Source organism: Alteromonas australica (assembly GCF_000730385.1).
GTDB lineage: Bacteria > Pseudomonadota > Gammaproteobacteria > Enterobacterales > Alteromonadaceae > Alteromonas > Alteromonas australica.
The window spans coordinates 414,324-433,756 of sequence record NZ_CP008849.1 but is presented as its reverse complement, the minus strand read 5'-3'; the positions used below and the strand labels follow the sequence as shown (position 1 = coordinate 433,756).

Here is a 19,433-nt window from a genome sequence, read left to right as displayed (position 1 = left end):
ATTAAAAATCATATATCGCAGATTTCAATCGCTTGGCGAAGCGACGCTATCTTGCCTGCTCTACTCTTCGGTGTTGGAATAAATTCCTGTGCTAAATAGCCATCAAACCCGGTTTCTCTAATGGCCCGAGCTATGGCTGCATAATTTAATTCCTGGGTGTGATCTATTTCGTGACGCCCTGGTACACCGGCGGTGTGATAGTGGCCGAAATAGTGGTGATACTGTTGAATGGTATGAATAATGTCGCCTTCATTAATTTGCATATGGTAAATGTCATATAGCAGAGAAAAATGAGGGCTATTGAGCGCTTGGCATAACTCAATTCCCCAGGCCGAATTGTCGGCCATGTAGTCGGGGTGATCGACTTTACTATTAAACAATTCCATAAAAATAGTCACCCCTCGCTTTTCTGCGTGAGGCAATATGCGTTGCAGCCCTTTGACTGCATTTTCGAGCCCTTCCTGCCGACCCATTCCTCGAGCGTTACCGCTAAAACAAATGAGGTTGCGATAGCCGGCATCCGCGACTAAGTCGATATGTGCTAAGTACCGTTCCACTAATTCATCGTGATGCTGAGGGTGGATAAAACCATCTTCTAGCCCAATTTCCGCACCATTACACATTGACGAATCAATGCCATATTGTTTGAGCACGGGCCAATCTTCTGGCCCGACTAAATCAATGGCGTTAAAGCCGAGGGATTTCACTGTTTGGCATAACTCTTCAATAGTGAGGCTACCGTACGTCCATCGACTCACCGAATGATTTATATTTCCCTTTAACTTTGGCATGCCTGTTCCTTCCGCGTTTTGGGTATTTAGCGGTTGCCCATGGGCGAGTACTGAAGAACCTGCCAGTATCCCCGCACCTGTGTATGTCATGGCTTTAATGAGGTGCCTTCTGCTGTGATTAAGCATTGATTTTTTCCTTCTCGCTTTTGAACATGAAAAGAAAAATAAGGAAGACCACCGCAGCAAATGCAGCGGGGAATAGCCAAATTTGTTGCCATTCGTGAACTGAGGCTTCCGTGGTGTAGCGATCTGTGATCATGCCTGCTACTGCAAACCCCACCAGCATGCCTACGCCATAGGTAGCCAAGGTGATAAGCCCTTGAGCTGCACTTTTTGCAGATTCTCCTGCCTTGGCGTCTGTATAGATTTGCCCTGACACAAAAAAGAAATCGTAACAAATACCGTGAAGAGCTATACCCACGATCAGCATGTACAAGGTTTCATCGGCGTTCCCGTAGGCAAACAGCACGTACCTGAGAACCCATGCCGCCATGCCAATCAGCAGGGTAACTTTAAGGCCGAACCGATTAAGAAAAATAGGCAAGGCAAGCATGAAAAGCACTTCAGAGACTTGCCCCAACGTCATTTTCCCAGTGGCATTCTCAACACCAATTTCCGTTAAAAATGGGTTAGCGTTCTGGTAATAAAAGGCCAGTGGAATACAAATAAGAACCGAGGAGAGAAAAAACACTAAGAAGTTTTTATCTTTTAGCAAAACCAGCGCATCTAACCCGAGTAGCTCGCGAATACCTGTTTTTTGCCCTACGGCTTTGGGCGGCGTGTTTGGCAGGCTGAAACTAAACACCCCTAGTAATAATGAGGCGACAGCACACAATAAGAAGGTATAGCGCAGTTGCCCATCAGCAATAGCTACCGCTGAGTCCCAGGAAAATACGTAGCTAATCATTAGCCCCGCCACAATCCAGCCTATGGTTCCCCAAACCCGTACCTTGCCGAACTCTTTCGACGGGTCTTGCATTTGGCCGAATGCCACCGCATTCACCAATGCCAGAGTAGGCATATACACCACCATGTAGCCCAGCACATACGGGTAAAAGGCAACAAAATTGTCGGCTTGATACATAAAGTACATCAGTATTGCGCCTACAATATGAAGCACACCCAAAATACGTTCTGCGTTAAAGAACCTATCTGCAATTAGCCCTACCACAAACGGGGCAATAATTGCGCCCCAGCTTTGGGTCGAAAATGCCATGCCTATTTGCCCACCGCTAGCGGCTAGCGTATTGGCTAAGTAAGTCCCTAAAGTGACAAACCAGCCACCCCAAATAAAGAACTGCAAAAACATCATTATGCTCAGACGTAGGTTTATCATGATTATTGTTATCCTTTGTCAGTGGCCAGCTAGTCGTTAATACCAAGAATGCGGTTATTTTTTTCGGTGCTGACTTCCCCGCCGGCGAAGTCATCAAAGGCATACCCTGTAGGCTGAATGATGTGTTGAGCAATAAAAGGCGCGCCTTCAGCAGCGCCTTGCGCTGAATCCTTCAGACAGCATTCCCATTCCAGTACTGCCCAGCCGTTAAACCCATATTGCGTGAGCTTGCTAAAAATGCCTTTGAAGTCGACTTGACCATCGCCAAGGGAACGAAAACGCCCTGGGCGGGATTGCCAGTCTTGATACCCTCCGTACACCCCGCTACGCCCATTGGGGTTAAACTCTGCATCTTTCACATGAAACATTTTTATGCGAGCGTGGTAACGGTCGATGAAATCGAGATAATCCAATTGCTGTAGCACAAAGTGGCTTGGGTCGAACAAAATATTCGCACGGGGGTGGTCGTTAACCGCAGCTAAAAATTGCTCGAAGGAGGCGCCGTCATGCAGATCTTCGCCGGGGTGAATTTCGTAACAAACATCTACACCTGCCGCATCAAACGCATCTAGAATAGGTAGCCACCGTTTTGCTAATTCAGCAAAGCCTTGCGCTACTAGCCCTGCTGGGCGCTGCGGCCATGGATACACTAAATGCCACATTAACGCGCCAGAAAAAGTGGCATGTGCCTTAAGCCCTAAACGCTGGCTGGCGATAGCTGCGCACTTCAATTGATTGACGGCCCATTCTGTTCTTGCTTTTGGTTTTCCATGCAGATGGGGTGGCGCAAAGTTATCAAATAGCTCGTCGTAGGCTGGATGAACGGCCACCAACTGCCCTTGCAAATGTGTTGATAACTCGGTGATCTCTACCCCGGCCTGACGACACACCTGTGCAATGTCGTCGCAGTACTGTTGGCTCTCTGCCGCTTTTTCTAAATCAAACAATTTAGGGTCGGTAGGTACTTGGATACCCTTATACCCTTGAGACGCAGCCCACTTCGCCATATTTTCTAATGTATCGAAAGGTGCCTCTTGACCCATAAATTGGGCTAAGAAGATTGCAGGCCCCTTTATTGTGCCAAGAGAAGATGTTGTGCTTTCGCTCGCCATAGGAAGTTACCTTTATTCGGTGATTAATTGTGAATTAAAGCCCATAAAGGCTTTTTATTGCGTGCCTACGTCGCTGACGGTTTGCCATTTTTGCTCGCTCTGGGCACTGGCCAACATGGCATCAATAAAGACCATGCCTCGCAAACCAGACTTCACACCAGGCACCCCATCAGCTTGCCCGGTTTGGCCTTCTCTAATGGCGTTGGCGAAACCCGTGTATAGATTTGCCATGGCCTCTAAATACCCTTCTGGGTGACCACCTGGAATACGGCACCGGCTGATTGCTTGATCGCACAAGCCGGCTTGACCTAGGCCAGCGCGTAGCACTTGATAGGGTGCATCAGTAGGACGATACACGAGAGAATTGGGCTCCATTTGCTTCCACTCAATTCCGCCCTTCTCGCCATAAACGCGAATTTTGAGTGCATTTTCCTCTCCCGCACAGACCTGGCTAGCAATCAGCACACCTGTTGCTCCCTTTTTCGTTTTAATAAGCGCAGCACCATCGTCATCTAGGCGACGACCCTCAACATGGGTATATAATTCGCCACTCAGTGCGTTCACGTAATCGTTTAAAACAAATTCAACTAAGCCGAAAGCATGTGTGCCTATATCGCCCATACAGCCGCTGCCCCCTGCGAGCTCTGGGTCTGTCCGCCATGCAGCTTGCTTGTTATGACTTTCTTCATTCGCTGAAAGCCACCCTTGAGGGTATTCCACAAATACTTTTCTGATTGTGCCAAGCTGCCCACTTTCCACCATATGCTTTGCTTGCCAAACCATGGGGTAGCCTAGATAGGTATGCGCCAGTCCATACAAGGAATGAGACGCATTGAGCGTATCTTGTAGCGTAATAACTTCATGGAGATTCACACCAGCTGGCTTTTCACAAAACACATGAAAACCGGCCTTAATGGCGGCAATAGATATAGGCACATGCAAATGATTAGGAGTAACGATAACCACCACTTGCATACGTTCATCTTCAGGAAGACGAGACTCTTCTTCCAACATAAACTGCCAATTATCGTAAGTACGGGCTTTGGCAACATTTAAGGCTTCAGCGGTGCGAAGGTTGTTTTCTTCGTTGCGGCTAAACGCACCACACACGAGTGTGTAGTGACCATCTAATCCCGCCGCATGGCGATGCACAGCCCCGATGAACGCACCTTCCCCACCACCAATCATTCCCATACGAATGGGTTGCATCTGCGCCATATTTAACTCCCGCCTTCACTTGAATTCGCTGTTTGTTGAATACCCATTTGCTTACGGCGCGCCGAAAAACGGCGCCAGTATCACACACAAACAGCTACGCAATGTTATTTAATTGTAACTTTCGTTAAAATGTAACGGATTACATTTTACGATGTCAATGTATTTTGGCGATTATCATTAAACTAAAGTTTGATTCGTAGTAAAAATTCGCGCTTTTAGAGGGGGGTAATTGAGCAAAAGCAGGATTGCTGAGCGTAATTAATGCGATAATTTACATTTGATCAACAATATTTATTGGATTTTCTCTAAAACAATCGTATCCTCTTATAAAAATGATAACGGTTACATTTTTAAACATTTCTGTTTCGTAACCCATGAAAATCATAAAGATCAAATAAGTATCACACTGGAAATTTAGCGGAATATGGCGAATATAAGAGATGTGGCTGACAGCGCTGGCGTGTCGGTTGCAACGGTTTCACGCACATTGCAACAACCTGAACGGGTTTCTTTGAAAACCCGAAATAGAGTTATGGCTGCGGTAGACGCGGTAGGATACAAGCCAAATTTAATGGCGGTGAAATTTCGCTCTGGAAAAACTCACAATTTAGTGGTGCTTGTACCCACTGTGGCCAACGTGTTTTTTGCCCGGGTAATTAGCGGCATGCAAGAAGCGGCAGCAGAGTTAGGCTATTCCATTTTACTCGCCAACACGCTAGGCAATCCAGACACTGAAGCCCAATACGCAAAAATGGTAAGTACCTCTCAAGCTGATGGTCTTATTCAGTTACGGGCGCAAATACCGCTCGATGACAGCTTGATGAATGACAACGGGCTTTTGCCAATGGTAAACGCCTGTGAAGTGATTGATTGCGGTAAATACCCCGTTGTGACACTGGATAATCGCGCAGCCGCAAAAGCAATGACACGCCACTTGATAGAATTTGGTCACACCCGTATTGCCATGATCAAAGGCCCCGATTCTAGCCCGCTAACGCAAGACAGGTTGCTTGGATACAAAGATGCCTTACGCGAAGCTAACCTGCCTTTTAATGAGAACTTGTTGTTCCCCGGTGACTTTACACTACAAGCGGGCTATAAGGCTGGTGCGGACATTGCAAAAATTGATGAAAAGCTGCGCCCTACCGCAGTATTTTGTGAAAATGACGAAACCGCCATAGGAACCATACAAGCCTTCAAACAAGTAGGCATGCGTGTACCCGATGATATTTCAGTTGCTGGCTTCGACGATATTGCCTTCTCTGCTTTTTGCGACCCACCGCTTACGACTATCGCCCAACCCGCAGAGGAATTTGGCCGAACGGCAGTCACCCTTTTGGTTGATGTATTAAATGGTAAAACGCGCAAAGCACCCAAAGTTATTATGCCTTTTGAGTTAATTACTCGACAAAGCACAGGCCCCGTAAAAACAATGTAAAGGATAAACTATGTTGCCCACATCATCACATTTTAAGCGAGATCTAAAGCTCAATAGCAGAGCATGTAGCAGACGGCATTTTATAAAGCTTGCATCTTCGGCAGCAGGGTTAACCTTTGCGTCTCAGGTGTTGGGGCATAACCATAAGCCACACACAATGAAAGATGCACCGATAGGCCTACAGCTATATACATTACGTGACATTATGAAGGTGAGTGTACCGGCAACGCTTAAACTTGTTTCTTCTATTGGTTACAAAGAGATGGAATTTGCGGGCTACTTTGGGCACCGCGCTAAAGACATTAGGCGCATGCTAGACGAAGAGGGATTAACCGCGCCTTCTGCTCATATTCAGCTTACCGATTTTGATACCCAACTGACAAAAATTCTTGATGATGCTCAGACTGTTGGCCATAAATATTTGGTCGTGCCCTGGCTGAGTGAAGCACAACGTGGCACGGGTATATCTCCCTACCAAAAGCTTGCTGAAAAACTAAACACCCTAGGTGAAGCATGCCAAAAAGAAGGGATTACACTTGCGTATCACAACCATGACTTTGAGTTTGAAAACCGCGAAGGGAAAATTCCTTTAGATGTACTTATCGAAAACACCGACCCAAATAATCTCGCCATTGAATTAGATTTGTATTGGGCTGTTAAAGCCAATAAAGACCCTATTGCCTACTTCAAAAATTACCCTGGCCGGTTTAAGTTATGGCACGTTAAAGATATGGCAAAAGATGGTAGCTTTGCCGATGTAGGCACAGGGGTAATAGATTTTGAAAACATTTTCGCTCACGGAAAGCTAGCTGGAATAGAGCATAAATTTGTAGAGCGGGACCAAACCAATGACAGAATAGCCACCATTGAACAAGGGTATAAAGCGGTGACTGCACTTAATCACACCCTAGGCTAAGCGAAGATATAGTGTAGTAAAACACTTCTGCAAGTGGTTACAAACCGGTAAACTGTAGGGCACCGTTAAGTTGTAGGTTTTGACTTACCCACTAGAAAAAACACAATGACAGAATTATTTAGCGCCGTTTCACGCGCGCTTAGCCCCTACTATACAGAAATGAGTATTATGCTGATGGCCACTATATTGGTGGTGTACGGCGACATTATCAACGGCCATGTTAAACGGCTTTTAGCCCCTTATCATTTTGTTATCCGGGTGAGTCTTTTCGTGGTGTTGTGCGCTTTTGGCTATGGTGCACTGACCTTATACGGTGCCCCTTTCTTAAACCATGTGATTGCCTATTTGCCTTGGCAATATCAAGGCGTGGGGTTTGTAGCGTCATTTCTGTTACTTGGCTTTTTAGCTGAAAGGCGACGATATATTTAGCGCGAGTATGCTTAATGTGGAATGGCCGGACCTATTTTAGGTAAGCGGCCAATAACCTACAAAATGTTGCCTGGCTTTTCACACTTCATTAAACCGCTTAAAAACGATAGTTAATGCATCGCGATTACCGTAATTGACTGTCTTTACTACCTCGGCGGTTAAACGAGGATTCGACCTTCGCGTCTTTTTCTAGCTCGGCTTGGCAGTTTATGCATAGTTGCACGCCAGGCACTGCCACGCGTCTACGCTCGGGAATACGCACGTCACACTCTACACAGAACTCAGCACTGTCACCTTGGTACATGTTGCTCTTTGCCCGCGCAACTGCATCTTCAACACTTGCGTCTATTTGATCCTGTACCGCCCCATCTTTTGCCCAACCACCCGCCATGTGTCCTCCCAAAACGTCGTCTTAAGCAATTAAGGTAGTAAGTAAAGCAAACGCAATGCCGGGAGGTATTAGCAAAGTGGGTTTAATAATGAATACAAGGGGTTATGTTATTTACTGTGGCTAGACTCAGCGTTGAGTGGCCATTTTGTTGCATGATTTACTTACAACGAAGAAACTATTGCAGTGGTTTGCCCTGTAGTTTAATAAACGTGCTTATAAGTTCAGAAATGAACCCAGGGATGATAAGTCGTTTGGATCGATAGGTAATGGCTTAGCCCTTTCACCGTTGTCCAAGAAAACTAAGACCGCCTAATCTTGACGTGAAAATTTAAGAGCTAAGAAGCGCTTGGCGCGTTTTCCCCTACCTTTTTCGTATCTACAAATTTACGTGGAGGTAAGCCCTTTACCCGCTTAAAGCTGGTTGAAAAGTACGATGGCGTACCAAAACCTACTTCCATGCAGGCATCGATTACTGTGGTGCCGTTAAGTAAGAGAGGTATAGACTTATCCACCCTAAAACGCGTAAGGAATTCACTGAAGTTATACTCAAACAGCTCCGATAAACGCCGATTTAAGCTACGTGAACTCATGGTAAGCATGCTAGCTGCCATATCTCGACTGAAATATTCATTTTTATAGTTTTTTTCTAAAACTTCGATGAAGTTTAAATAAAAGTTCATGTCCTTTTCTGACGTTAACTCTGGAATATCCAGTGACTCTCCGAGTTGAGGTAACTTTCTACCCTGCATATGAGGTATCGACCTTAAGGACAATAGCCTTTCTACATGTAATCTTAGTTCGTCGTTATCGACCGGCTTAGTTAAGTAGTGGTCGACTTTTGCCTCAAGCGCTTTGCGCTTTGCATCTTCATCGGTATTTGCCGTAAGAATGATAACAGGGACGCTAGCTAATTCTGGCTTGTGCCTCAATTTCTGGATGAACTCGATACCATTTGTAGGCGCCATCAACAGGTCTGAAATAATAAGATCCACAGGGTAGTTTTTCAGAATACTTAACGCTTGCTTACCGTTCTTAGCAATTAGGCAACGGTAGGTATCTGAAAAATAATTAAACAGATAGGTTCTAAACACGCGGTTATCATCAATCAAGAGTAGAGTTTTCCGCTCCCCCCACGCTTTGCTTTTCGCCCCGTTAGATTGTTCTTCATTGATGAAATCAACATCATCGAGGGGAAGCGTAATTATCCACTTTGTTCCTTTACTTAACGCACTGTCTAAAACCATCGTGCCTTGGTTAAGCTTCACTAAATCGTTCACCAATGCCAAGCCAACACCCTCGCCCTTTTCTTTCCCCTTATGCGCTCTGGCAAATCGGTTCAACACTTTAGCGTGATCATTTTCGGCAATACCCTCGCCATTATCACTCACAACAATGCGTAAACTATCTTGGTTAAGCACCGCCGACACCTTTATATGACCGCGTTCAGGGGTATATTTGATAGCATTTTCCACTAAATTGGTGACAATTTTTTCTAGGCTATCGTTGATAAGTGATATTCCCGAACTTCCTTTTACAGTTACGTCTAACTGTTGCTTTTTAACATCCGCCAAAGGCGCTAAGCTGGTTACTACATACTTTACCTTTTCAACATCATAAAGTTTATAAATGGCGACGCCGCTAGATATAGATGGCGCAGTAGAGCTAATTTGTTCCACTAGGTTTTGAATGCGTTTAGCATTCTCATGCATAGCGGTCAGCGTGGCATCCTCTAGCCCATTTACCCCTTTTTTATTCTCGATAGTATTGAACATGAGTTGCAAAGGCGTTTTCAATTCATGGGCTATATCGCCGATATGCTGCTCTTTTGCTCTTAGCATCTTCTCAAATTTTGACTGGCCGTCGGTTAACTCATAGCGCGTAAGAAACTGATAAATTCGTGTGTCTCTAACGAAAGAAACAGCTGGTTTTAAATACCCCAATTTGGCTACCGTAAATAACAAAACAAGCGCAATGGCATAAAAAGAAAAGGCCATATTCGACGCGTAAAAAGGAGGATGGATAGTGAGGTTTAAGCGAGATATTTCGCCTTTTGAGTACTTCCCTCGTATTCTCGCTTCCAATTCATATTGACCAGCCCCTAAATCCGACATTTTAAGCAGCATATATGAGTCGTGATGAAGAACCCACTCATCAAAAACTCCTTTTATACGAAACTCGATATTTTGGTCGGCGTAAGAACGAAAGCTGTTCGTTCCTATGTGAATAGAAATATCACTGTATCCGTCATAAATGTCATAGGTACCAGAGCTATTTGGAGGCATGTAATAGACGTTTACACTATCACTTCGATCCCACGAAAGCTTTGTAAAAACAGCTTGAGGTTTATTTTCTGGGTCGTTTTCAAGCGCGGCCAATACTTTCTTTTCATCAATTAAATAAGAATATCGGTCGCCTAAAACCACTATTTTGCTACCAAACTGAATGAGGCTTCCATATTCAAAATCTGTATCTAAAATCCCATTTTGTTTCCCAAGAAAGTTAGTCGACTTTTGTTCAATATCGTGAACAAACAACCCCATATTCGACGCAATCCATAGCTGTCCATTGCTACTAATAATACCTCCTCTAATAAATCGTAGTTGCTCATCCAACATAAAGAGGCTAGAGCTCACCTCACCTGTAGTTTTGCTTATTTGCTTAAGACCCATTCCAGAAGTACACACTAGGAATGAATCTGACAGCTCGACTAAACATGTGATGTGCGACCAATCCCCACCTTTAAAGTTAACAATTTTCCAATTCACTTTTGAAAGTTGAATATGAACATTCCCTTTAGAGTCATACGCAATAATTTCACCTGCATTTGAAAGTGTCGCAAAAACTAGGTGAGAAGGCGCTTCTATTTGATCTACAACTCTATCGTTATCAATCAAAAAGTAACTTGCGTCGTCCCCATTCCATAAGTACGCATACAAAATACCTGCCGGTGAATAAAAGGTGTGAAAGGAATGGCTCTTACAATACTCAAACGTTGGCTCACTGCGGCGCATTACCTTTTCAAAAATCAGCGCAGCATTGTCCAAACAGGCTGAGGCATTTCCAGCTTCTCTTTCTTCTATTGCGCCATTACCCGTATTTAGTACGTAATTGTTTGATCCTACTTGCAGTAGCGCTTCACCAGATAAGTCGATTCCAGAATCAGAAACGTTACTTCGTAGTACTTGCCCGTTATGATGAAGAAGATTAATGCCACGATGAATATTTGATAACGTCACCAAACCGAGCTGAGAAGAGGCAAACAATAAATCTCCCGTTGTTGATTCTGAGATTTTTGTAATGCTTCGAATACTATCTGAATTGAGAATAGGATTCATGAAACTCGGGCTCTGAAGTCTATCTCCATAGACCTGAAACATGCCACCTGCCGCCACCCAAACTTCATTGCCCGCAGATACATAAATGTCGGATACGCGATTGATGTTTTTCGCGATTTCAACATCAAATGGGATAAACGCATGCTTGTCATCAGTTACTGCGTATATCCCCTCTTTTCCACCTAAATACAATGTATCGCTAGTTTTGGTTACATGATGCAATGAAGATAATAATTTAAAGTTTTCCTGAAGAGGTAATCTTTGAATTCGCCTTTTATCCACCTCCAATATTATAAGTTCGTCATTTACCGCCACATAAAACTGAGATTCGCCATAGGTCATTGAATACGCTTTATCAATTTTCCCTAACTCTAGTTCGCCCGCCCAGTCTTCAGTTTTGCCTGTATCTTTATCAACTAAATAAACACCGGATATAATGGACACGGCAACGTGGCTTTCACTAATACTCAGTGACCATGCGAACCTTTTCCAACCTTCACTTTTAACAAATTCCTCAACAGCCCTGGTAGCTATATTTAACTTAAAAACACCAACACCATATTCAACAATCCACAAATTCCCTTCGTTGTCATACTCGATGTCTGAAATGATTCCAGTATTTAGTTGATCGTCGTTGAAATTTAGTTTTTCCGCTTTTCCCCCAATTAATTCGAAAACACCATTTTCTGAAGCAATATAGACTGCGTTCCCTACTGCCTCAATATCTCTGATGACTCCGGAAGGAATACCATCAAACCTATTTTTTCCTTCTAAAGTGACGCCCAAGGCATATGCTTGATGCTGATAAATCGATAACAAAAACACAAAAATTGAGACAAAAGAGGAATAAATTGTCCTATTTCCGCTGATTGTCCTTCCTTTGATATCCATATTTTCGCCAAAAGGTTTTATTTATTAAGCGTTCTAGAAAGCACAACTTAAAAAAACTAATTAAAGGAGTAAAACCATGAATATCGAACATAAATCGAACATGCAAGAACTAAAGCCTGAAGATTATACGAAAGTATATGCAGGAACAGGCTCATCACTTTTATTTGAAAAGCGAATTTATAAGATTAACCCTGAGAGTCCAACGTTACCCGATGGGCCTCACTACAGCTTTTCTGATCTAAACCCAACCTTGTCTAATACCTTTGGCAAATAGCCTACATTGCGGGCAAAGAAACAGTGGCGGCTCTTGCGGCGTAAGCCGTCAACTGTCCTTTATCGTTAACCGGGGTTATGCCAGTTCTAATATTCCCGTTGCCGTTATAAAAAGCTTGGAATGCAACAACGCTACATTTCTTATTTTGCGATCATGCTTTATTAGTTACACCTCCCTCTTTTTGCATTAGCATAGCCGCTTATTTTTTGGTGTTTTCTGGAGTGTAGAAGTTCATGGGCGTATTTGCTGCCTTAGGTACAGCATTGTGTTGGGCTATTGCTGCTAGGTTATTTAGTGGCACAGGCAATGCCTTTTCACCCCTCACGATGAATTTTTGGAAAGGCCTTATTTCCATTCTTTTGCTTGGCCTAGTATTACTTTTTGTGCCGCCTATGGGCCTGAACGTTTCCATTATATGTTGGCTACTAATTAGTGGCTTTATTGGTATCGGCATTGGTGACACCTGTTTTTTTAAAGCGCTAAAAAGTATTGGCGATAGCCAAGCCGTGTTGGTGGCAGAGACACTCGCGCCTTTATTTACCGCTTTATTTGCCATGGCCTTTATTGGTGAATGGATAACCTGGCAGCAATGGGTGGGCGTGGCCATTGTGTTGCTCTCTGTCGACATGGTTATAAAAGCCAGAAAGCGAAGTACCACGCATGTCTTTGCCACCAGTGGCTACTTATATGGCGTTGCGGCGGCGCTTTGCCAAGCAGTAGGCGCCGTGGTTAGTCGAGACATTCTCGGTAGTGGTGACGTCGATGCAGCAAGCGCTGCGTTTCTGCGACTTATCGGCGGCATGTTCTTTGTTGTCCCCTTAATTGCCTGCGGTAAAACTCGTTGGCTCCCTGCAATATCCAAAGGTCAGAGAATTTGGCCTGCATTCATCCTTGCCACGTTATTAGGCACCACCGCCGCCATTTATTTGCAAATGTTTGCCTTTGCGTATGCCAAGGCAGCCGTAGTACAAACACTCATTGCCACTAGCGCACTTATGTCATTGGGTGTGGCCTGGGTACTCGGAGAAAAAGCGACTAAAGCCACGATTTTGTGGTCTATTGTGGCATTGATTGGTGTGGCGGTTTTGGTCAGTTTTGGCGCCCCAGCAGGCCACTAGGCTGGCGCCTTCCTCCCTAAGAAAGTTTCATGGCACTGTGGCTACACTTAGGTGTTAATGGTTATGTTAAATCATCTAAATTGATAAGGTAGAAGTATTAACCTCTTAAGCTGGCCGATAAAAACATGGAGCGGTATATGACGTTACCCAAAGTACTTATTTTCGATATTAACGAAACATTACTTGATATGGATGAAATGAAGCAGGGGCTAGCCCCGGTGTTAAACGGTGATGAAACCTTAGTTGATTTATGGTTTGCCACTTTACTTCATCATTCTCTCGTGGACATTGCATCGGGTCAGTTTCATGACTTTATCGATATAGGTGCGGCCGCTTTGGTCATGGTGGCGCACAGTAAAGACATTGAGATTAGCCAGTCAGACGCAAAACAAACCATTAAAAAATATATCACTGCATTACCGCCCCATGCCGACGTTAAGCCGGCACTCAACGCCCTAAAAGACAAGGGCTTTACGCTAGTGGCTTTGTCTAATTCGTCAATTAATGGATTAGCTGAGCAGCTACGTTTTGCCAACATTAAAGATTGTTTTGATCACATACTTAGCACCGAGACTATTCATACCTATAAGCCCCATGCCAGCGTATATCATTGGGCATGTAACCAGGTTAGTGCATTGCCAAGCGAGGTGATGATGGTCGCCGCCCACGGGTGGGATGTGAGCGGCGCGAAGGCGGCAGGTTTGCAAACGACGTTTATCGAGCGTCCAGGTAAAACCATGTACCCATTAGGGCTGACACCCGACTACGTGTTAAGTACGCTAACCGAATTAGCCAATACACTCACTAGCGAGTGCTAAAACCTTTGGTTGAACAGTGAGAACGTTTTGATTCTAACGCACCAAGCTGGCGTTTTAACCACGACTTTTGAATGCCCGATTTTGCCACCTTCATTTCGGTGCTGACTCGGTTAATTTCTTTTCCTACGTTGACGCAGGCTTTAGGGTTAGGTTCAAAGCCTCCGTTAGCAAAGGCAGAGGATGAAAAAAAGACGGCCGATACGGCTAACAATAATTGCTGTTTCATGGTGGTCCCCAACGACTGTGTCATACACAGCGTTTTTATTCTGATTAAAGATTAGGGCTTCTGCGAGCCTTCAGTCAGTACGAGAACTATAGCAATTAAATTATTGTTATCAGGTAGCAAAAATTATACGTAGTGATGCTTTAGTGCATTCTTAATTATTTGACTACATTGGCCTACGGCGCTTGTGTAACCTTTCATCTACGGAAAGTGTCACCAACATGCTTTATAGTTATCGCGTATTCCCATTTATAACAATGGGGGGTTTCAAAAGCATCTATCCTTCGTATTGGTTGCAGTAACAGCTTTCTGCAACAACATACTTTCTTAACCGCGGGTATTAAAACACTTAATAATTCGCCGCTCAAGGAAACGGGCTATAAATACCCAAAAGTAGAATAAGCTCAAACCACTACCCCCTTTTGAAAATCATCGCTATAGGCGGCTTCCCGCCCCCAATCGCTCTAACGTATCTAAAATGGCATCCGAGATATCGGCCAGTGATAATACATAGCTGGCGGCGTCTATTTCCACAGCGGCCTTGGGCATGCCGTATATAAGGCAACTCTCTTCGTCTTGGCAAAAGGTTATGGCACCTTTCTCTTTCATCGCTTTTAAACCCATCGCGCCATCTCTTCCCATTCCTGTTAGCAACACGCCTACGGCATTTTCGCCCGCGTGCTCTGCTAGCGAATTAAACATAACATCGACCGAAGGCTTATGACCCGACACTTTAGGCCCATCGTCTAAGGCAAGCCTATAGTCCGCGCCACTGCGTTCAACTTTTAAATGCCGATGGCCGGGCGCTAAGTAGGCATAACCTGGTAGTAGCCGCTCTCCCCCTTTCGCTTCTCTAACGGTGACTTCACACAAACTATCGAGACGTTTAGCGTAAGTCGTCGTAAAACCTGGTGGCATATGCTGCGAAATAACGGTAGCAGGCGCGTTTTTTGGAAAATGCATAATGACGTCTTTAATGGCTTCGGTTCCCCCCGTTGAAGCCCCAATACCAATAAGCTTCTCTGTACCGGTATAACGCATGGCGGCATGTTTTGAACAGCGCGTTTCAGTAGGGTGGCTCAATTTCGATTTGGCGGCGGCTTTGACTTTCTGAATAATGGTATGAGCATAGTCGTTCATGCCTTGGGCAACCCCCAATTTCGGCTTCGCCATAAAATCTACGGCGCCAAGTTCCAAAGCTCTCAAGGTCGCATTTGCGCCGCTTTCCGTTAACGTTGAAATCATCACTACCGGTGTTGGAACGGCCTTCATCATGACTTCCAAAAAGCGTAAACCATCGACTTTTGGCATTTCAATATCTAACGTAATCACGTCTGGTCTGAATTCCTGCACCATGCGTTTGGCGACGTAAGCATCCGGTGCAGCTCCCACTAACAGCAGACTACTGTCGCTTTGGATAATCTCAGAAAGTACCTTTCTTATTAAAGCTGAATCATCAACTACGAGAACTTTTATAGGCATGAATATGTTCCGCAAATGAAGTAACACCCTCTTTCGCTTGTTGTGCTAACAATATACGGTGCGTAGACTCGCGCTCATAGAGGGTCGCATTATTAAAGTCGCGAATACGCTTCATATAGACCTTTCCTTCATGAGGAAAAAAGTAAATTTTGCGCGCATACGTAGACATGAGGTCGCTATTAATAAGCGGGATATTAGCGTTGTTTAAATATTCAATAACAAATTCGGCGTTAATTCTTCCAATGTCTTGTTGTACAAATCCTGGAAGTACTTTTCCACCGCCGAAAGCCTTTGCCACCAATTTACTTTGTCTTGCCCCTTTACTTACTAACTTTTGAATAAGCGTGTCCATGGCATGTACGCCGTACTTAGTGGCCAAACAATGTTCAGACTCACTCGTTAAATGAATGTCGGGCAACATAAAGTGGTTCATACCACCTATTTTCATCTCTTCATCATAAACACAAGCTGCCACACATGAGCCCAGAATCGTCACCAATGCTTTATCATTGGAGGTGGCATAATATTGACCGGGCAATAGTTTTACCGCCTCTTTTTGTAAGCGATTATCAAAATAGCTAATGGGCTTGTCATCCTGACTCATACGGCGAATTCCAATTAGGTCACTGGTCGGTAAATGGTTTTACCCATAGGCGTCACAAGATTTGGATACATGGTGAAGTTTTCTGAGTGCCCTGCGACATACATGCCGTTGGGCGCCATTAATGTCACCATACGTGAGAGAATTTTTTGTTGGGTCTGTCGGTCAAAGTAAATCATCACATTGCGGCAAAATATGATATCGACTGGCCCTTCAACACACCAACTTGGTGACATAAGGTTTAAAGGTTCAAAGCGAACCATTTGCCTAAGCTCGTTAGCAATTTTCACTTTGCCTCTATACTTGCCCTTTCCTTTGTAGAAAAATTGCTGACGATGTTGCAAAGAAAGCTGCGCAATACTCGACTGGGAATACACCCCCTCCCTTGCAATATGAAGCACTTTGCTGTCGATATCTGTGGCTAATATAGAGATCTTTGGTGAAAAACTACCGAATACGGATGCGACTGTCATTGCAATACTATAGGGTTCTTCACCGGTACTGCTTGCCGCGCACCAAATGCGCTTCACGTTCGGATTCGCCTTCAAATAGGTTGAAAGCGCATCAAAATGATGTGGCTCTCGGAAAAACGCCGTTAGATTCGTGGTGAGCGCATTAATAAAATGCTCCATTTCCTCTTCGTTCTGTGCCACGAATGTTAAATACGCCTTGAAGCTTGAAATGTTCAATACCCTTAGGCGACGCGCCAAACGGCTGTAAACCATGGCATCTTTGGAATCAGCAAGGTTTATTCCCGCCTGGGAAAACAGAAGCTTTTTAACACGTTCAAAATCCCGCCGACTATAGGCAAACTCGCGTTGAACCGGTGAAGCTTGCAAGACTGCCGTCATGAATTAGAACGCCTCCCACTCAGAATCGTCGGGCGCGGCAGGGCTTAACGCCTTTGTGTATTGCGAGGGCGCGTCTCTGTCTTTTGGTAGCTTTCCATCATTTGGGGATACCAACGGCATCGACGATTGGGGTGAACGGCTACCGTTGCCGACTTGTTGATTTCCCACTTTAAATACCGAAACCCGTTGCGCTAACTGACCTGACTGCTGACGCATACTGTCAGATGCAGCGGCGGCTTCTTCTACCAAGGCGGCATTTTGCTGTGTCATTTCATCCATTTGCACTACCGCATTACTGACTTCCTGAATACCTGTCGCCTGCTCAGAGGACGCCGCGGCAATTTCAGACATAATGTCATTCACTCGCTTAATTGCCGTCACTATATTGGCCATGGTTTCGCCAGACTTATTGGCAAGTAAATTACCATTGCCTATTTTATCCACCGACGCTGAAATTAATGCCTTTATGTCTTTGGCGGCCTCTGCAGAACGCTGTGCGAGTGTTCTAACTTCCGACGCGACAACGGCAAAACCGCGCCCTTGTTCACCGGCTCGCGCAGCTTCAACCGCCGCGTTGAGAGCAAGAATATTTGTTTGAAATGCAATACCATCAATAACGCCAATAATGTCTGAGATACGCTGGGCTGAATCATTTATTTCACCCATGGTATGCACCACCTGCTCAATCACTTTGCCGCCTTCAGAGGCAACATCGGAAGCCTGGCTTGCTAAGCCTTTCGCCTGCTCGGCGTTTTCTGCATTCAATTTAACTGTGCCGGTTAGTTCTTCCATGGCCGACGCCGTTTCTTCTAAACTTGAGGCTTGCTGTTCAGTTCTACTGGAAAGGTCGGCATTACCGGTGGCAATTTCATTCGATGCCGTATCAATCGTTTCCACGGCGGTGTGAATTTTCACTATGGTATCTTTAAGCTCTTCAATAAAGTGATTAATAGAATCGCCTAGCACCTGAAAATCACCATCTAAAGGTTCGTCGATGGTATGTAATAAATCCCCTTCGGTTAGCTTGGCAATCACGTTTTTAATACGTTCAATCGCCAATGTTCGCCCCGTAACATCCGTTGCATATTTAACCACTTTAAAGGGCTTACCTGTACTGTCCATAATGGGGTTATACGACGCTCGTATCCATACTTCTTTTCCCTCCTTACCAATACGCTTAAACTCGCCTTCACTATGCTCCCCGGAGCGAAGCTGTTGCCAAAATGCTGAATAGTCTGGGCTTAATTTAAAGCTGGGTTCAACAAACATGCTGTGATGGTGACCTTTTACCTCATCAAGGGTGTATCCCATGGTGGTTAAAAAGTTTTTATTTGCATTGAGTATCGTGCCTTTAAGATCAAATTCGATAACAGCTTGAGACTTGTTGATGGCGGTAATTTGGCTTTCGTAATCTGCATTTTTTTGTTTTTGCGCCGTAATATCTGATGCAAACTTAATGATGTACTTCACCTTTCCTTGTGCATCAAATACTGGGTTATAGCTAGCTTGTATCCAAACTTCTTTCCCTTCTTTACTGATGCGCCTGAATTCACCGCTGTGAACGTCTCCACTTTTTAGCTTTTGCCAAAACTGAACATATTCGTCGCTAGACGCATATTCACTGTCTACAAATATCCTGTGGTGCTTCCCTACTACTTCGCTGGCTTGATACCCCATTGCAGATAGAAAGTTATCATTTGCCTCGAGTATTTCGCCGTCAGTGGTGAAGGAGATAACGGCCTGACTACGCATGATGGCATTTGCCATACCTTCATGTTTCACCACTTTCGTGTAGTCCTGCCATTCCGTCACGTAGAGAGCATGAGTGGTATTCGCGCATGGAGAACACAACACTTTAAAGGTATGCCCTTTTGTGATCACTTCTTGGCTAGGTTGAGCAGGAACCAGTGAAAAGGCGCTGCCATCACGGGTTTTAACCAAACTGTCTATGCGTTGCCCAACCAATGAGCTTCCCATCAAATGGCAATGAAAGTCATCATCATATTGTTGAATCATGTTGAGAAAAGCCGGAGTGTGGTAGTGGATTTCTCCCCCACTGTCGACCACCGCAATATTTGAAGTACACGCACTAAGAATGCCGTCCTTAAAACTCGCATCTTGTTTTGCAGCTTTGAGTTCATCGCCGCTTAAAAAATTAAATACGCCCATAACTCTTTATCCTAAGTAAAGTGTTCCATTTAGCAGTAGC

The 19,433-nt window shown here is 44.6% G+C and carries 17 protein-coding genes; 6 read left to right on the top strand and 11 right to left on the bottom strand.

Features of this window, described 5'->3' with window-relative positions; genetic code table 11:
- Window positions 1-8: 8 nt before the first annotated feature.
- Genes EP13_RS01845 through EP13_RS01830 form a run of 4 tightly spaced genes read right to left on the bottom strand, consistent with a single transcriptional unit; the run spans window position 9 to window position 4,448 of the window.
- Window positions 9-917, bottom strand: coding sequence for a hydroxypyruvate isomerase family protein (locus EP13_RS01845; RefSeq protein WP_044055716.1), 909 nt, complete (start codon window positions 915-917; stop codon window positions 9-11).
- Window positions 910-2,127 carry a nucleoside permease gene (locus EP13_RS01840; protein WP_044055715.1) on the bottom strand — a complete coding sequence of 406 codons (1,218 nt, stop codon included), beginning with the start codon at window positions 2,125-2,127 and terminating at the stop codon, window positions 910-912. Before EP13_RS01840 ends, EP13_RS01845 begins: the two co-directional genes overlap by 8 nt.
- A gap of 29 nt (window positions 2,128-2,156) precedes the next feature.
- Entirely contained in the window at window positions 2,157-3,239 is a 1,083-nt protein-coding gene (locus EP13_RS01835; protein WP_044446017.1) for a sugar phosphate isomerase/epimerase family protein, read from the bottom strand.
- Window positions 3,240-3,293: 54 nt separating this feature from the next.
- Complete coding sequence (locus tag EP13_RS01830; protein WP_081869548.1) at window positions 3,294-4,448, bottom strand: Gfo/Idh/MocA family protein; 1,155 nt, start codon at window positions 4,446-4,448, stop codon at window positions 3,294-3,296.
- A 433-nt stretch (window positions 4,449-4,881) separates the two neighbouring features.
- On the opposite strand from EP13_RS01830, the gene EP13_RS01825 reads away from it, so the two are divergent.
- The 3 genes from EP13_RS01825 (at window position 4,882) to EP13_RS01815 (ending at window position 7,240) form a co-directional block, all read left to right on the top strand.
- A complete protein-coding gene (locus tag EP13_RS01825; RefSeq protein WP_044055712.1) occupies window positions 4,882-5,895 on the top strand; it encodes a LacI family DNA-binding transcriptional regulator in 1,014 nt (337 codons plus the stop codon).
- A 10-nt stretch (window positions 5,896-5,905) separates the two neighbouring features.
- Entirely contained in the window at window positions 5,906-6,811 is a 906-nt protein-coding gene (locus EP13_RS01820) for a sugar phosphate isomerase/epimerase family protein (RefSeq protein ID WP_044055710.1), read from the top strand.
- A gap of 105 nt (window positions 6,812-6,916) precedes the next feature.
- A complete protein-coding gene (locus EP13_RS01815; protein WP_044055709.1) occupies window positions 6,917-7,240 on the top strand; it encodes a DUF3392 family protein in 324 nt (107 codons plus the stop codon).
- A gap of 124 nt (window positions 7,241-7,364) precedes the next feature.
- Here EP13_RS01815 and EP13_RS01810 read toward each other — a convergent pair whose 3' ends face one another.
- Complete coding sequence (locus EP13_RS01810) at window positions 7,365-7,631, bottom strand: DksA/TraR family C4-type zinc finger protein (protein ID WP_044055708.1); 267 nt, start codon at window positions 7,629-7,631, stop codon at window positions 7,365-7,367.
- Between the two features lie 335 nt (window positions 7,632-7,966).
- Window positions 7,967-11,752, bottom strand: coding sequence for an ATP-binding protein (locus tag EP13_RS01805; RefSeq protein ID WP_197035944.1), 3,786 nt, complete (start codon window positions 11,750-11,752; stop codon window positions 7,967-7,969).
- Window positions 11,753-11,933: 181 nt separating this feature from the next.
- On the opposite strand from EP13_RS01805, the gene EP13_RS01800 reads away from it, so the two are divergent.
- The 3 genes from EP13_RS01800 to EP13_RS01790 all read left to right on the top strand — a co-directional run bounded on the left by EP13_RS01800 (window position 11,934) and on the right by EP13_RS01790 (window position 14,067).
- Window positions 11,934-12,131 (top strand): hypothetical protein, encoded by a 198-nt coding sequence (locus EP13_RS01800; protein ID WP_044055707.1) that lies wholly within the window; start codon window positions 11,934-11,936, stop codon window positions 12,129-12,131.
- 233 nt (window positions 12,132-12,364) lie between these two features.
- Window positions 12,365-13,249, top strand: coding sequence for a DMT family transporter (locus EP13_RS01795; RefSeq protein ID WP_044055706.1), 885 nt, complete (start codon window positions 12,365-12,367; stop codon window positions 13,247-13,249).
- Window positions 13,250-13,386: 137 nt separating this feature from the next.
- Entirely contained in the window at window positions 13,387-14,067 is a 681-nt protein-coding gene (locus EP13_RS01790; RefSeq protein WP_081869414.1) for a haloacid dehalogenase type II, read from the top strand.
- Here the strand turns inward: EP13_RS01790 and EP13_RS01785 are convergent.
- The 5 genes from EP13_RS01785 to EP13_RS01765 all read right to left on the bottom strand — a co-directional run bounded on the left by EP13_RS01785 (window position 14,054) and on the right by EP13_RS01765 (window position 19,393).
- Entirely contained in the window at window positions 14,054-14,293 is a 240-nt protein-coding gene (locus tag EP13_RS01785) for a hypothetical protein (protein ID WP_044055704.1), read from the bottom strand. The genes EP13_RS01790 and EP13_RS01785 overlap by 14 nt on opposite strands.
- 432 nt (window positions 14,294-14,725) lie before the next feature.
- On the bottom strand, window positions 14,726-15,772 hold the full coding sequence (locus tag EP13_RS01780) for a protein-glutamate methylesterase/protein-glutamine glutaminase (RefSeq protein WP_044055703.1): 1,047 nt from the start codon (window positions 15,770-15,772) through the stop codon (window positions 14,726-14,728).
- Window positions 15,747-16,376: a chemoreceptor glutamine deamidase CheD gene (cheD, locus tag EP13_RS01775; RefSeq protein WP_044055702.1), complete on the bottom strand. Its 630-nt coding sequence runs from the start codon at window positions 16,374-16,376 to the stop codon at window positions 15,747-15,749. Before cheD ends, EP13_RS01780 begins: the two co-directional genes overlap by 26 nt.
- Before the next feature lie 14 nt (window positions 16,377-16,390).
- Window positions 16,391-17,224: a CheR family methyltransferase gene (locus EP13_RS01770; RefSeq protein WP_044055701.1), complete on the bottom strand. Its 834-nt coding sequence runs from the start codon at window positions 17,222-17,224 to the stop codon at window positions 16,391-16,393.
- A 3-nt stretch (window positions 17,225-17,227) separates the two neighbouring features.
- Window positions 17,228-19,393, bottom strand: coding sequence for a methyl-accepting chemotaxis protein (locus EP13_RS01765; RefSeq protein WP_044055700.1), 2,166 nt, complete (start codon window positions 19,391-19,393; stop codon window positions 17,228-17,230).
- Window positions 19,394-19,433 lie beyond the last annotated feature (40 nt).